Source organism: Pseudomonas sp. GW821-FHT04C07, assembly GCF_059420325.1.
Genome location: NZ_JBWKTM010000004.1, coordinates 121,694 through 136,251, shown reverse-complemented (window position 1 = coordinate 136,251; position 14,558 = coordinate 121,694). Strand labels below are relative to the sequence as shown.

The window sequence follows — 14,558 nt, the reverse complement described above, 5'->3', positions numbered from 1 at the left end:
GCGAGTAGGGCAACAGCTCAAAAGTCTGCGACCCGGAGAGGCTAGAAAGCGAATCCAGTAGTGTGAGCCCGGCCAATGCCTCGCCACCTACGCCAACCTAATTCTGGCGCCGTTTGCCCACATGCAAAAAACCAGTGCCACGCTGCTGATAATCGATGACGACGAAGTAGTACGCGCGAGCCTCGCGGCCTATTTGGAAGACAGTGGATTCAGCGTCCTTCAAGCCAGCAATGGCATGCAGGGTCTTAAGGTATTCGAGCAAGCAAAGCCCGACTTGGTGATCTGCGATCTGCGCATGCCGCAGATGGGCGGACTCGAGCTGATTCGTCAGGTGACTGACCGTGCTCCCCAAACACCGGTGATCGTTGTCTCGGGCGCCGGCGTCATGAACGATGCTGTCGAGGCCTTGCGTCTCGGGGCGGCGGATTACCTGATCAAGCCCCTGGAAGATCTGGCAGTGCTCGAGCACTCAGTGCGCCGGGCGCTGGATCGCGCGCGTCTGTTGCTGGAAAACCAGCGCTACCGCGAAAAGCTGGAAACCGCCAATCGCGAGCTCGAAGCCAGCCTGAACCTGCTGCAGGAAGACCAGAACGCCGGGCGCCAGGTGCAGATGAACATGCTGCCGGTCAGCCCTTGGTCGATCGACGAGTTTCAGTTTGCGCACCAGATCATTCCGTCCTTGTACCTTTCCGGTGATTTCGTCGACTACTTTCGGGTCGACGAGCGTCGGGTAGCGTTTTATCTGGCAGACGTTTCCGGTCATGGCGCGTCTTCAGCATTCGTGACGGTGCTGTTGAAATTCATGACCACGCGGTTGTTGTTCGAGTCCAAGCGCAACGGCACCCTGCCGGAGTTCAAGCCTTCGGAAGTCCTTGGTCATATCAATCGAGGCCTGATCAGCTGTAAGCTGGGCAAACATGTCACGATGGTCGGTGGCGTCATCGACGAGGAGACGGGTTTGTTGACCTATAGCATTGGCGGTCACCTGCCATTGCCTGTGTTGTACACCCCAAACAGTGTTTGCTATCTGGAAGGGCGTGGTCTGCCGGTGGGCTTGTTCAATGAAGCCACCTACGAAGATCGCGTACTGGAATTGCCGCCGACATTCAGCCTGACGCTGATGTCCGATGGCATTTTGGACCTTTTGCCCGAACAGACACTCAAAGAGAAAGAGGCCGCCTTACCTGAAAGGGTGAGAACGGCGGGCGGCAGCCTGGATGGTCTGCGGCAGGTTTTTGGATTGGCCACGCTAGGGGAGATGCCGGATGATATCGCCCTGTTGGTGTTGAGCAGGAATCTTTAATGAGTACCGGTAGAATCCAGTTCGCCGAGCAGGACGGCACCTTCGTCCTGAAGTTCATCGGTGAAGTTCGCCTGACCCTTTGTTCGGCGTTGGATGCGACTATTGAGAGGATCTTCACCGCGCTGAATTTTTCAGCGATCGTGATCGATCTGACCGAAACCCGCAGCATCGACAGCACGACACTTGGCCTGCTGGCCAAACTGTCGATCCTTTCGCGGCAAAAGGTCGGCCTTTTGCCGACTGTCGTTACCACCCACGAAGACATCACCCGGCTCTTGCAGTCGATGGGCTTCGATCAGGTGTTCAACATCGTTGATCGCCCGATTCCGTGCCCGGAATGCCTGACCGACCTGCCATCCCAGGATCAGTCGGAAGAAGTGGTGCGGATCAAAGTGCTCGAAGCGCACAAGATCCTCATGGGCCTGAACGACTCAAATCGCGAAGCTTTCCACGACTTGGTGAACGCCCTGGAGCGTCACTGATCCCCTGAAGCGGTGAGCGCTGGTCCGGCCCCGTCGCAAGCAAGCCCGCTCCCACACGAGTCCTGCGTCGATCACACCAGCGCGATCCGACACCGATCCCCTGTGGGAGCGGGCTTGCCCGCGATAGCGGCATAACACTCGACAAATCCCTCAGCGCGAAGCCAGCAGTCTTCGCCGCCAAACCGCATAAAAAAGGGCGAACCCACCAGGGTTCGCCCTTTTTGCATCACGCTGAATCAGATCAAAGCTTGGCTTGCAGCAGCGCTTCGAGCTTTTCCTGGTCGCGAGCGAACTGACGAATGCCTTCAGCCAGTTTCTCGGTGGCCATGGCGTCTTCGTTGGAAGCCCAGCGGAACTGCGCTTCGGTCAGGCTCTGACGCGCTTCGCCAGCATGGCTCGGCGCCAGTTTGCGTTCCAGCTTGCCGTTATCGGCGGCCAGTTTCTCGATCAGTTCAGGACTGATGGTCAGGCGATCACAGCCGGCCAATTGCTCGATCTGGTTCAGGTTGCGGAAGCTGGCGCCCATGACCACCGTCTTGTAGTCATTGGCTTTGTAGTAATTGTAGATGCGGGTGACCGACTGCACGCCCGGATCATCGGCGCCGGTGTAGTCGTTGCCGTTGGCCTTCTTGTACCAGTCGTAGATGCGGCCTACGAACGGCGAGATCAGGAACACCCCGGCCTCGGCACAGGCAACGGCCTGAGCGAAGGAGAACAGCAGGGTCAGGTTGCACTGAATGCCTTCGCGTTCCAGCTTTTCGGCGGCGCGGATGCCTTCCCAGGTAGAAGCGATCTTGATCAGTACGCGATCGCGGCCAATGCCAGCCTTTTCATACAATTCGATCAGACGGTGCGCGCGTTTCAACACAGCGTCGGTATCGAACGACAGGCGCGCATCCACTTCAGTGGAAATACGCCCTGGAATCACTTTCAGAATCTCTTGCCCAACCGCCACGCCAAAGCGATCACTGGCCAGACCGACATCGCCCTTGCAGTCGCTGACGCAGTCGTTCAGCAACTGGGCATAACCTGGAATGGCCGCGGCTTTGAGCAGCAGCGAAGGGTTGGTGGTAGCGTCCACCGGTTTGACGCGAGCGATAGCTTCAAAATCGCCAGTATCGGCAACAACGGTGGTGAACTGCTTGAGTTGATCCAGCTTGGAAGTCATTGGCGTGCTCTGTCCTGTGAGTCTGTTGACATTACCCGAGCGCTGACAGCCACTCAAGGGCAGTTATGCTTAACGACGGCCCCGACCGCAATAACCTGAAAACAGATGTTTGAATAGCGGGGCGTCATTCAGATAATTTCGATGCCAAATCAGCCGGCAGGTTCAACATGCCTGAGATCTACCGACCTTCGAGCAACTGCGCAGCCTGATCCAGCAACGCCAAAGGCTCCTTGGCCTTATGGATATCCACCGACAGCAACTGCCGAAAACGCCGGGCTCCCGGAAAGCCCGTGCCCAGCCCCAGCACGTGCCGAGTGATATGGTGCATCGCCCCGCCAGCCGCCAGATGCTCAGCAATATAAGGACGCAAACGCGCCAAAGCCTCAGCCCTGGAAATCACTGGTGCCGTACTGCCGAACAACTGCTGATCCACCTCAGCCATCACATAGGGGTTGTGATACGCCTCGCGCCCCAGCATCACCCCGTCGAACCGCTGCAAATGCTCGTGACACTGCGCAAGGGTCTTGATCCCGCCGTTGAGAATAATCTCCAGCTCCGGGAAATCCGCTTTCAACTGTGCCGCCACGTCATACCGCAAAGGCGGAATATCGCGGTTCTCCTTCGGCGACAACCCCTCCAGAATCGCAATCCGCGCATGCACGGTAAAACTCGTACAACCGGCATCCCGCACCTGACCGACGAAATCACACAACTGGGCATAACTGTCGCGACCATTAATCCCGATCCGATGCTTCACCGTCACCGGAATCGACACCGCATCGCGCATTGCCTTCACACAATCCGCCACCAAGGCAGGATGGGCCATCAAACACGCGCCGATCATATTGTTTTGCACCCGGTCGCTTGGGCAGCCCACGTTGAGATTGACCTCGTCGTAACCGTGTTCCTGAGCCATGCGAGCGCACGCCGCCAAATCCGCCGGGACGCTGCCGCCCAGTTGCAGGGCGAGCGGATGTTCGGCTTCGTTGTGACGCAGAAAACGGTCATGGTCGCCATTGAGGAGCGCGCCGGTGGTGACCATCTCTGTGTAGAGCAAGGCATGCCTGGAAAGCAGGCGTAGGAAGAATCTGCAATGGCGATCGGTCCAATCCATCATCGGCGCAACGCTGAAGCGGCGGGAGAGGGACTGGGGTGTGGCTGGCGTGGTGTGTAAGGGCATGGGTATCTGGATGGGTGGGGCGAGGCAGCAGTTTATCAGGAATGGAGTGGGATGGCTGAAAGGGGTGAGCTGAGTCAGGTGTCTCGGTGAGTCTTCAGCTCTAGACTATTATGAACTGTCAGGAAGGCAGTCTTGGTTGACCAATGCCTGCGTGCTCAATATCCCCGACCTCGTTCAAACCGCTCTGAGGAGAATACGATGAACAACAAGCTCGCAGCGTTATCTGTTGTCCTTGCGATGGGGTGCCTCGGGTCTTCAATGGGTTGGGCTGAGCCTGGCGATTACATCATGGTTACCCCAAATGACATAAAATGGGCCGATAACCCTGCTTTACCAAAGGGGGCACAAACCGCCGTCCTCCAGGGCAACCCCAACGTTGGCCCCTATATCGTGCGAGTAAAACTCCCGCCGAACTATATTATTCCCGCCCATACTCATCCCGACGAGCGCACAGTCACGGTGATCTCGGGTACGTGGTATCACGGCGATGGGGATAAGTTCGATGCGACAAAATTGCATGAATTTCCGGCCGGAAGCATTTTTGGCGAGGGTCACGTGAGGCACTTTGGGGCAAGCAAAGGCACAGAGGTAATCCTTCAGGTGCAGGGCCCCGGCCCAATCGGGATTGACTACGTCAACCCTGCAGACGATCCAAGAAAAAAATAACGTTCACTCTGACCGGTTGCCCAGTCTAGTGGGCCGTTTGTTAAGGGTAACAAAAAAGACCTCCGCACTGCGGCGGGTGGCAGGTGACTGCCATTCCTGCCGCGACCTTTAGTCGTGTCCAGACGCTCCTACCAACGCAACTCGAAGGCATTTTTCGCGCCTGGCTGGATGCTGCCGCCCAAGCGTGCGCACTCGCGAGAAAGGGTGTCGTGCAGCCATTGACGGTCATCCCCTTCGGCGCGACAGAGGCGAAAGCGACGCAGGCGCATGGGTATCAGGTCCAGCGACTGCAGGTGCCCGCCCGGGTCCAGCGAGGCAAAATATAGAAGCCCCAGGTCACCGCGAAAGGCTGCGTGGTCCTCGATGCCTTCGTAATCGTTCAGGAGATCACCGCAGCCATAGAGAATCAGGCGTTCGCGGTACACCTCAATGCCCTTGATGTGGTGCGAGGAGTGCCCGTGCACCAGGTCAACTCCGGCCTCGTCGATCAAGGCATGGGCGAACCGGACCTGCTCGCGCGGGATCTCGAACCCCCAGTTGCCGCCCCAGTGAATGGAGGCGACCACCAGGTCCCGCGGATTTTTGCCCTCGAGAATCCGTTTGGCGACAGGGCGCAGGCTTTGCATCGACAAATCCTCCAGCCGCGCGACGCCCGCGCGCTTATCCGTGGCGGCCCAGTCCGGCGCAATGCCGCAGTCGGGTGCGCCGAGGCCAAACACCAGCAAGCGCCGCCCACCTGGCTGCGGCAGCACGGCGGGCGCTTCGGCAGATTGCCGGTTGTGCCCGGCGCCGGCGCTGCACATACCGTTGCTCAATAGGGTATCCAGCGTATCGGCCAGGCCGGCTGCCCCCCAGTCCAGCACATGGTTGTTGGCCAGCACGCAGCAGTCGATGCCGGCTGCGCTGATGACCGGGAAGTTCTCCGGGCTCATGCGGTAATTGATGCCCTTTGGTTCCGGTCGTCCGCGGCGGGACACCGCAGTTTCCAGATTGATGATGCGTGCGTCTGGCTGGCGAAGTTCGAACTCATCCAGCGCAGCGCCCCAGACATAGGTGAAATCGACTGGGCGGGGAATCGAGCCATTGAGTCTTTCTGCCAGCCGGACGTAATCGCCGGCATTCTTGACGTAAGCTTCGTAAAGCCGCGGATCGCCAGGATGCGGCAGTACTGAGTCGATGCCGCGGGCGGTCATGACGTCGCCGGCGAGAAACAGCTTCAGCGTATCGGTAACAGCTGCCATGGCACCCTCCCGGATATCCCGAATAACGTAAACCGGGGACAGGCCCCGATCAGCTCACCTGCGGCCCCATCACAACGATCATCACGCCTCGACAATAGCCAGGTGGTGTTCTCAATCAGGCCAGCCAGATGACGGCTGACACCAGGCTCGGCATCGACTGATAGTTTCTTGCCAGTCGTTCATACCTTGTTGCGATCCGGCGAAATGGCTTCAGCTTCTGGAAAAAGCGCTCCACCAGGTTGCGCGCCTTGTAGAGATGCCGATCCAGCCGGCGAGGTTTCAGGCGATTTCTTTTCGATGGGATGACCGCTACCGCGCCCCTGCACTGGATAACCTCAATTATGCGTCCTTTTTGTGCGGTCTTGTCAGGCGCGGAGGCGGGCCTGGGAGTTGGATGTTAAAAAATGTTATTCTAAAAAAATACTTCACATAATGTGATCATTGGTGGATTATCTCTCCAGCCGGTATGACCGCCTGATAACAAGACAAAAGCAGGATTGCCTCGATGTTCGACAAGATCCCGACTCAGGTGCCGAGCGATAGCGCCGCTCAACCGGGTGATCCGTTTGTCATGCCCGCGCTCATTTCTACAACGCGGTCCGCCTTCTGCACCTTGCTCGCATGGAATCGGCCGCTGCTTTCCTCTGGAGTACCCCATGAATAACAAGAATGTCGGTGTTGTCGGTCTGGGCGCGATGGGCCTGGGCATTGCCCGTTCACTGTTGCGCAGCGGTTTCAATGTGCATGCCTGTGATGTGCGCGCGGCGGTGACGGAGCAGTTTGCCAGCGAGGGCGGCGTGGCTTGCTCTTCGCCCGCGCAGATGGCTGGCGAGTGTGACGTGATCATTACTGTTGTGGTGAATGCCGAGCAGACTGAAACCGTATTGTTTGGCGAGGGTGGTGCCGTGGCGGCTTTGCGTCCGGGCAGCCTGGTGATCGGCTGCGCCACCGTGGCCCCGACCTACGCCGTAGACCTGGGGCAGCGTCTGGCCGAACAAGGCCTGCTGTATCTGGATGCGCCGATCTCCGGTGGCGCGGCCAAGGCTGCCGCTGGCGAGATGACCATGATGACTTCGGGCCCGGCCGATGCCTACGCCAAAGCCGAAGCGATCCTTGCGGGCATGGCCGGCAAGGTCTATCGCCTGGGTGATGTCCATGGCCTGGGTTCGAAGGTCAAGATCATCAACCAGCTGCTTGCCGGGGTGCACATCGCTGCATCCGCCGAAGCCATGGCGCTGGGCCTGCGTGAAGGGGTCGATGCCGATGCGCTGTATGAGGTTATCACCCATAGCGCCGGTAATTCCTGGATGTTTGAAAACCGCGTGCCGCACATTCTCAAGGCCGACTACACGCCGTTGTCCGCGGTGGATATTTTCGTCAAGGACCTGGGCCTGGTGCTGGATACCGCACGAGCCAGCAAATTCCCGCTGCCACTGTCGGCCACCGCCCACCAGATGTTCATGCAGGCTTCCAGCGCCGGCTTCGGCCGCGAGGACGACTCGGCGGTGATCAAGATTTTCCCGGGCATCGAGTTGCCAACTGCCAAGCCTGAGCCTGTTTGAGGAGCGCTCCATGACTACATCCACCGCACGCCCGCTGCTGGGCTGCATCGCCGACGATTTCACCGGTGCCACGGACCTGGCCAACATGCTGGTACGCGGCGGAATGCGCACCGTACAAAGCATCGGCATCCCGAGCAGTGAAGTGGCCGCAGGGCTCGACGCCGATGCGATCGTCATTGCCCTGAAGTCGCGCACCATTGCGGTCGCCGACGCAGTCGAACAATCCCTCGCGGCACTCGCCTGGCTGCGTGAGCAAGGCTGTGAGCAGATCTTTTTCAAGTACTGTTCGACGTTCGACTCCACTGCGGCCGGGAATATTGGCCAGGTCAGCGAAGCGCTGCTGAGCGCACTGGGCAGCGACTTCACCCTCGCGTGCCCGGCGTTCCCGGAAAATGGCCGGACGATCTTTCGGGGCCACTTGTTTGTTCAGGATCAGCTGCTGAGCGAGTCGGGCATGCAGCATCACCCGCTGACGCCGATGACCGATGCCAATCTGGTTCGGGTTCTGCAATCGCAGACCCGCCTGAATGTCGGCCTGTTGCGCTACGACAGCATTGCCCAAGGGGCCGGGCAGGTTCGTGCGCGAATCGCCGAGTTGCGGGCTCAAGGCGTTGGCATGGCGATCGCCGATGCCTTGTCCGACAGTGATCTTTACACACTGGGTACCGCCTGCGCCGATCTGCCGTTGTTGACCGGTGGCTCGGGGCTGGCCTTGGGCTTGCCGGATAACTTCCGGCGCGCTGGCAAGCTGCGTGACTTCGATGCCTCCAGGCTCCCAGCGGTGTCTGGCGGCGAAGTGGTGTTGGCCGGTAGCGCCTCCGTGGCCACCAATGGCCAAGTGGCGGCCTGGCTCGAAGCCGGTCGGCCCGCCCTGCGGATTGATCCGTTGGCCCTGGCTGCTGGCGAGCCGGTCGTTGCGCAAGCCATGACCTTCGCCCGTGAGAATGAACAAACCGTATTGATCTACGCCACCAGCTCGCCGGAGGAGGTCAAGGCCGTGCAACAAAAGCTGGGCGTCGAACAGGCCGGCAGTCTGGTGGAAAACGCCTTTGGCGAAATCGCCCAGGGTCTGCGCCAGAGCGGCGTGCGTCGTTTCGTGATCGCCGGTGGTGAAACCTCGGGCGCCGTGGTTCAGGCACTGGGCGTGCAGTTGTTACAGATCGGTGCGCAGATCGATCCTGGTGTGCCGGCGACGGTCAGCAGTACTGATGAGCCTTTGGCGCTGGCACTCAAATCGGGCAACTTCGGTGGCCGGGACTTCTTCAGCAAAGCCTTGAAGCAACTGGCCCAGGCCGGAGGTGCACAATGAGCTGCGCAATGAGTCGCGAAAACGCCTTGCGCGAAGAAATCTGTGAGGTTGGTCGCAGCCTCTACCAGCGCGGTTACACCGTCGGCAGCGCCGGCAATATCAGCGCCCGCCTGGACGACGGCTGGTTGATCACGCCGACTGATGTCTGCCTCGGTCGCCTCGACCCGGCGACGATTGCCAAGGTCAATCTGGCCGGCGAATGGGTGTCCGGTGACAAGCCTTCAAAGACCCTGGCGCTGCATCGCCAGGTCTACGACCGCAACCCGAGTGTCGGTGGTGTGGTGCATACCCATTCCACCCATCTGGTGGCGTTGACGCTGGCGGGTGTCTGGCAGCCAGACGACATTCTTCCGCCGCTGACGCCGTATCAGGTCATGAAAGTCGGGCACATCCCGTTGATTGGCTACCAGCGACCCGGCTCGCCAAAGGTCGCCGAGCAGGTCGCGCAACTGGCCAACAGCGTTCGCGGCGTGATGCTCGAACGGCTTGGCCCGGTGGTCTGGGAGAGTTCGGTGTCCAGGGCCAGCTACGCCCTGGAGGAACTCGAGGAAACCGCACGGCTCTGGCTGATGAGCAATCCCAAGCCCGAACCGCTCGATCAAGCAGCGCTGGACGAGCTGCGAGAGACCTTCGGCGCGCACTGGTAGAGCGCATTTTCGAACACGATAGAACACAACAGATCGATTACGCAGGCCCGGTCCGGGAGACGCGCAGCGACTCTCGATAGCCGCGGCTTGCCTAAAAATACAATAACAAGAGGAAATCCAGGCATGACTCACGTTCACTGCGGCATTTTCAGAAGAACCGTTTCGTTCACCCGGCGTGGAGGGTTTCTGAAATGAGCCCGTTAATCCTGATGGTTACCGCAGGGGTGGGCATCGCGCTGTTGTTGTTCCTGGTGCTCAAGTACAAGTTCCAGCCCTTCGTGGCCTTGATGCTGGTGAGCATTCTGGTGGCACTGGTGGCCGGGGTGAAACCGGCCGATCTGGTTGCCACCATCGAAGGCGGCATGGGCAAGACCCTGGGCCATATCGCGATCATCATTGCCCTGGGCGCGATGATCGGGCGGATCATCGAGCTCTCCGGCGGTGCCGAGGCTCTGGCCAAGACGTTGATCACCCGTTTCGGCAACCGACGCACGCCGCTGGCGCTGACGATTGCCGGTTTCATGGTCGGGGTACCTGTGTTCTTCGAGGTCGGTGTGATCATCCTCATGCCGCTGGCCTATGGCGTCGCCCGCAGTGCGCGTAAGCCGTTGCTGGTGTTCGCACTGCCGATGTGCGCTGCCTTGTTGACCGTACACGCCTTCCTGCCGCCACACCCGGGCGCAGTGGCTGCTGCCAGCCAGTTGGGCGCCGACCTCGGTCGCGTGCTGATGTTCGGTCTGCCGATCACCGCGCTGCTCTGCTATGTCGGTTATCGCGTGGCCGGGCGCATGACCCGCCGGGTGTACCCGATGACCGACGATATTCGTGCCGAGGTCTACGGCCCGCATGTCACCAACGAAGATCTGGCCGCCTGGGCCAATGGCAACGGCAAGAGCACTGAACAAGCCGCTGTGGCGGTGTCACACATGGGCCTGGAAGAGGCCACCAGCAGCATTGTCGCGAAGTTGCCGCCGGCACCCCCACCGGGTTTCGGTCTGATCGTCAGCATGATCCTGCTGCCGATCATTCTGATTTTGCTGGGGACTCTGGCCACCTCGTTGCTGCCGGCTGAATCGACCCTGCGCAGCATCATGACCGTGCTCGGCGCGCCATTGGTGGCGCTGCTGATCGACACCTTGCTGTGTGCCTGGTTGCTGGGTTCGCGTCGGGGCTGGAGCCGTTCTCAGGTGTCCGACGTGATCGGCTCGGCGTTGCCCGGCGTGGCCATGGTGATCCTGATTGCCGGCGCTGGCGGTGTATTTGGCAAGGTGCTGGTGGATACCGGTATCGGCGCCGTGGTCTCCGACATGCTGCGCACCACCGGTCTGCCGGTGCTCGCGCTGGGCTTTCTGCTGACTATGCTGTTGCGCGCGGTCCAGGGCTCGACCACTGTGGCGCTGGTGACCACCGCCGGCATCATCAGTCCGCTGATTGCTACCCTCAATCTGACCCCGAACCACATGGCCCTGCTGTGCCTGGCCATGGGCGGTGGCGGGCTGGCCATGTCCCATATCAATGATGCCGGTTACTGGATCTTCACCAAGCTGGCCGGGCTGAATGTGGCCGACGGCTTGCGCACCTGGACGGTACTGACCACCTTGCTTGGTACATTGGGTTTCGGTATTACGTTGCTGATCTGGCCGTTTGTCTAACGAACTGTCGACCTGTAGGAGCACGGCTTGCCGGCGATGGCGTACTTGAGATCGCCATCGTCGGAACGCCGCCTGGAGCAAGCTCGGCTCCTACAAAAAGCCATCTGTTTCAATGAACTATTTTTAGTTCTTATAGGAGCTAACATGCCTCGTTTTGCTGCCAACCTCAGCATGCTCTATCCCGAACATGAGTTTCTGGATCGCTTCGCCGCCGCTGCCGCCGATGGTTTCGAAGCGGTGGAGTATCTGTTTCCCTACGACTACAGCGCTCAGGAACTCAAGCAGCGCTTGAGCGACAACGGCCTGGTACAGGCGCTGTTCAACGCACCGCCCGGCGATTGGGCGGCCGGCGAGCGGGGCACGGTGTCGTTGCCGGGCCGTGAGAGTGAATTTCGCAGCGGTTTTGATCGCGCCCTGGAATACGCCGCCGTGCTGGGGAACTCACGAATCCATGTCATGGCAGGCCTGCTGCCCCGCGAGAGCGATCGGGCACGGCATCACGGCATTTACCTGGAAAACCTCGCTTACGCCACCGCTCAGGCGGCCAAGGTCGGGGTCACGGTATTGCTCGAACCGATCAACACGCGGGACATGCCGGGCTTTTTCCTCAACCGGCAGGATCAGGCCCAGGCCATTTGCAAGGAGGTGGGCGCCAGTAACCTGAAGGTTCAGTTCGACTGCTACCACTGCCAGATCGTCGAGGGTGACCTGGCCAGCAAACTGCGTCGGGACTTCGACGGTATCGGCCATATCCAGATCGCTGGCGTACCGGATCGCCACGAACCGGACCTGGGAGAAATTAACTATCCTTATCTGTTCGAGCTGATCGACCAGTTGGGGTATGACGGCTGGGTAGGGTGTGAATACCGGCCGCGTGGCAATACCTCGGCAGGCTTGCAGTGGTTGCGGGACTGGAAGAGCCGCTAGCGCTCAAAACCCTGCGCGCCACTATCGGAAGGCAACAGCAGTTCCACACCCTGCTTGCGGATGCTATCGACCGCGGCAGGGGTCAGCGCATCGTCGCTGAGGATGATATCGAACTGCTCGAGCCCGGCGATCTTGTACATGCTGAACGTGCCGTACTTCGAACTGCTGGCCACCAGCACCACTTGCGAGGCCGATTGCATCGCGACTTGCTTGACCTCAACCTTCAGTGCCGAAGGCGTGGTGAGGCCGCGACGCAAATCCCAGGAACTGGTCGATATGAAGGCGATATCGGTGACGACCTGGCGCAAGGTGGCAACCGCCAAACCGCCCACGCACGATTGATTGGAGTGATCCAGCTGCCCGCCGGTATGAATCACCGTGACATGGGGCGCCTCGATCAACGCCTGGACAATGCCGAAGTCGTTGGTCACCACCGTCATGCCCGACAGCGCCTTGATGTAGGGGACGATCTCCAGCGTGCTGGTTCCCGCATCCAGATAAATCGTCATGTCGGGGTGCAGTAAGCGCGCGGCGAGTTTCGCCATCGCCTGCTTCTGCGGCAACTCGACCACCGCCTTGAACTGATGGCTGGGCTCACTGTGGAGCTGGCTGGCGATTCGCACCCCACCCGTTACCGAGTAAGCACGTCCTTCCTGTTCAAGCAGCGCGATATCGCGGCGTATGGTCATGTGCGAACAGTCGAACATTTCCATTAACTGATGAACGCTCAGCACCTGATGCTTGCGCAACTGTCGCAGCATCAATTCACGGCGCTGCTCAGGAATCATCGGTGCGCCGCTTTGCGCGGCGATGTCCTTTTGACTAGGCATTCAGGCTCCAAAGTGAGGAAAGCTGAGGGTAAAGGTGCGGTCAAACATAGTAGCGAATCTGTGACTGGATCAGTAGCGCAACGCTGTAATGGATCCAGGCACCACGGCGGTCATTCAGGTTTGATGGCCAGCCCGCCAGCCGATCCGCAAAAAGAGGTTGCCTCTTGAGGGGATGTGTTCTTTTTTTGAGGGCCGCACATAAATGGCCTCTGGTACGAAAATGGTACAAAGAAATTTTGAGGCTTTTGCTTCTACTGAGTGGAGCGAATCGCCCCGCCGTCAATCAATAGATTCTGCCCCGTCAGGTAGCTAGCGTGAGCGCTGCAGACAAAGGCGCACAATGCACCGAACTCTTCAGGCGTGCCGAAGCGTTTGGCCGGAATCTCTCGGCGGCATTCGGCGAGGAAAGCCTCGCTGTCCTGCCCCAGATCCTGCGCGGCGGCGACCAGGTTATTGCGCAGCCGATCGGTGTCGAAGGAGCCCGGTTGCAGGTTGTTGATGGTCACGTTGCGGCTGGCGATGTTGTCTTGTCGGGCCAGCCCTGCGATGAATCCGGTCAGCCCGCTGCGCGCACCGTTGGACAGGCCCAGGCTCTCGATGGGGGATTTGACCGCGTTCGAGGTGATGTTGACGATACGGCCGAACCCGCGTTCGGCCATGCCGTCCACCGTTGCCTTGATCAGTTCGATGGGGGTGAGCATGTTGGCGTCCAGGGCCTTGATCCAGGCCTCCCGGTCCCAGTCGTGGAAATCCCCCGGAGGCGGCCCGCCGGCGTTGTTGATCAGGATGTCGAAATGCGAGTGAGCCGCCAGCGCAGCGGTTCGACCCGCTGGCGTCGAGATGTCGCCCACGACCGCTATCACGGTTACAGCGGGGTTCAACGCGCGTAGCTCAGAGGCCGTAGCCTTGAGTGCATCTTCGCCGCGAGCGGTGATCACAACGTTCACGCCTTCGCTGACCAGCGCTTGCGCGCAGGCTTTGCCAAGCCCTTTGCTGGCGGCACAAACCAGTGCCCAACGCCCCTCGATGCCGAGATTCACAAGCGGTCTCCTTCAGTGGTGTTCAATAGGAATGTAAAAAAACTGGCGACAAGGTAAGGCCGGTATGACTCACCCACATAGCTAACAAAACAGTTCAAGCACATAGGTAACAGTTTTTAGCTGGCGCTGGTCGATTCCGAGGATCTGACTATGCTGTGGCGGGTCGCAGAGAGTCCATTAAGGTGCAGGAATATAGCAGCTCCGCAGTTTGGCTTCGAGCCGGTCCCGATCCGGAGTTTGCCTTGGGCCCGGCCGGGTCTGGCTGCCACCGCTGGCGTAATTTTCGAGAAATAAAAATGCCGACAGCATGACTGTCGGCACTATTCAGACATCCATGCCCCCGGCGCTGCCGAAGGCACACAGGTTTATGTGATCAGGCCTGGGCGAGGAACGCTGAATTGATCTTCCCACCGGCAGAAGTCGTGGCCAAGGTTGAGAAACAGGCCGAAGTCTTCAAAAGTGGCGACGGTCCGGGCGTTGCACGGCATCGGGACGCGCTGATCCGGCAGCTGGAACGCACCGATACGGCTTATAAAGAGTGAGTTGAAAGG

General features: G+C 59.7%; 15 protein-coding genes and 1 pseudogene. 10 read left to right on the top strand and 6 right to left on the bottom strand.

Going from position 1 to position 14,558, the window contains the following annotated elements; genetic code table 11:
* Positions 1-121: 121 nt before the first annotated feature.
* Complete coding sequence (rssB, locus tag AC07UI_RS09700; RefSeq protein ID WP_494992280.1) at positions 122-1,303, top strand: two-component system response regulator RssB; 1,182 nt, start codon at positions 122-124, stop codon at positions 1,301-1,303.
* Entirely contained in the window at positions 1,303-1,785 is a 483-nt protein-coding gene (rssC, locus tag AC07UI_RS09695; protein WP_016968051.1) for an anti-sigma factor antagonist RssC, read from the top strand. Before rssB ends, rssC begins: the two co-directional genes overlap by 1 nt.
* Before the next feature lie 241 nt (positions 1,786-2,026).
* Here rssC and tal read toward each other — a convergent pair whose 3' ends face one another.
* Together tal and dusA are read right to left on the bottom strand one after the other, a co-directional pair.
* Entirely contained in the window at positions 2,027-2,953 is a 927-nt protein-coding gene (tal, locus tag AC07UI_RS09690; protein ID WP_494992279.1) for a transaldolase, read from the bottom strand.
* A gap of 178 nt (positions 2,954-3,131) precedes the next feature.
* Complete coding sequence (gene dusA, locus AC07UI_RS09685) at positions 3,132-4,133, bottom strand: tRNA dihydrouridine(20/20a) synthase DusA (protein WP_494992278.1); 1,002 nt, start codon at positions 4,131-4,133, stop codon at positions 3,132-3,134.
* 198 nt (positions 4,134-4,331) lie between these two features.
* Between dusA and AC07UI_RS09680 the strand changes: the two genes are divergently transcribed.
* Complete coding sequence (locus AC07UI_RS09680; RefSeq protein ID WP_494992277.1) at positions 4,332-4,799, top strand: cupin domain-containing protein; 468 nt, start codon at positions 4,332-4,334, stop codon at positions 4,797-4,799.
* A gap of 128 nt (positions 4,800-4,927) precedes the next feature.
* On the opposite strand, the gene AC07UI_RS09675 is transcribed toward AC07UI_RS09680, so the two are convergent.
* Both AC07UI_RS09675 and AC07UI_RS09670 read right to left on the bottom strand, forming a co-directional pair.
* On the bottom strand, positions 4,928-6,040 hold the full coding sequence (locus AC07UI_RS09675) for a CapA family protein (protein ID WP_494992276.1): 1,113 nt from the start codon (positions 6,038-6,040) through the stop codon (positions 4,928-4,930).
* Positions 6,041-6,155: 115 nt separating this feature from the next.
* On the bottom strand, positions 6,156-6,371 hold the full coding sequence (locus tag AC07UI_RS09670; RefSeq protein WP_494992474.1) for a transposase: 216 nt from the start codon (positions 6,369-6,371) through the stop codon (positions 6,156-6,158).
* Positions 6,372-6,545: 174 nt separating this feature from the next.
* Here AC07UI_RS09670 and AC07UI_RS09665 point away from each other — a divergent pair, with 174 nt between their 5' ends.
* The 6 genes from AC07UI_RS09665 to otnI all read left to right on the top strand — a co-directional run bounded on the left by AC07UI_RS09665 (position 6,546) and on the right by otnI (position 12,137).
* Positions 6,546-6,704 carry a hypothetical protein gene (locus AC07UI_RS09665; protein ID WP_494992275.1) on the top strand — a complete coding sequence of 53 codons (159 nt, stop codon included), beginning with the start codon at positions 6,546-6,548 and terminating at the stop codon, positions 6,702-6,704.
* Positions 6,697-7,602 (top strand): L-threonate dehydrogenase, encoded by a 906-nt coding sequence (gene ltnD, locus AC07UI_RS09660; protein ID WP_494992274.1) that lies wholly within the window; start codon positions 6,697-6,699, stop codon positions 7,600-7,602. The genes AC07UI_RS09665 and ltnD overlap by 8 nt, the downstream gene beginning before the upstream one ends.
* 10 nt (positions 7,603-7,612) lie before the next feature.
* Positions 7,613-8,911 carry a 3-oxo-tetronate kinase gene (gene otnK / locus AC07UI_RS09655; protein ID WP_494992273.1) on the top strand — a complete coding sequence of 433 codons (1,299 nt, stop codon included), beginning with the start codon at positions 7,613-7,615 and terminating at the stop codon, positions 8,909-8,911.
* 8 nt (positions 8,912-8,919) lie between these two features.
* On the top strand, positions 8,920-9,558 hold the full coding sequence (gene otnC / locus AC07UI_RS09650; RefSeq protein ID WP_494992272.1) for a 3-oxo-tetronate 4-phosphate decarboxylase: 639 nt from the start codon (positions 8,920-8,922) through the stop codon (positions 9,556-9,558).
* Between the two features lie 191 nt (positions 9,559-9,749).
* Positions 9,750-11,210, top strand: a complete 1,461-nt coding sequence (locus AC07UI_RS09645) for a GntT/GntP/DsdX family permease (RefSeq protein ID WP_494992271.1) — start codon at positions 9,750-9,752, stop codon at positions 11,208-11,210.
* 144 nt (positions 11,211-11,354) lie between these two features.
* Entirely contained in the window at positions 11,355-12,137 is a 783-nt protein-coding gene (otnI, locus tag AC07UI_RS09640; RefSeq protein WP_494992270.1) for a 2-oxo-tetronate isomerase, read from the top strand.
* Here the strand turns inward: otnI and AC07UI_RS09635 are convergent.
* Both AC07UI_RS09635 and AC07UI_RS09630 read right to left on the bottom strand, forming a co-directional pair.
* A complete protein-coding gene (locus AC07UI_RS09635; protein WP_494992269.1) occupies positions 12,134-12,967 on the bottom strand; it encodes a DeoR/GlpR family DNA-binding transcription regulator in 834 nt (277 codons plus the stop codon). The two genes, otnI and AC07UI_RS09635, sit on opposite strands and share 4 nt — an antisense overlap.
* A gap of 251 nt (positions 12,968-13,218) precedes the next feature.
* Positions 13,219-14,007: an SDR family oxidoreductase gene (locus tag AC07UI_RS09630; protein WP_494992268.1), complete on the bottom strand. Its 789-nt coding sequence runs from the start codon at positions 14,005-14,007 to the stop codon at positions 13,219-13,221.
* A 383-nt stretch (positions 14,008-14,390) separates the two neighbouring features.
* Between AC07UI_RS09630 and AC07UI_RS09625 the strand changes: the two are divergent.
* A pseudogene (locus AC07UI_RS09625) lies at positions 14,391-14,549 on the top strand (class II aldolase/adducin family protein); the annotation flags it as partial.
* Positions 14,550-14,558 lie beyond the last annotated feature (9 nt).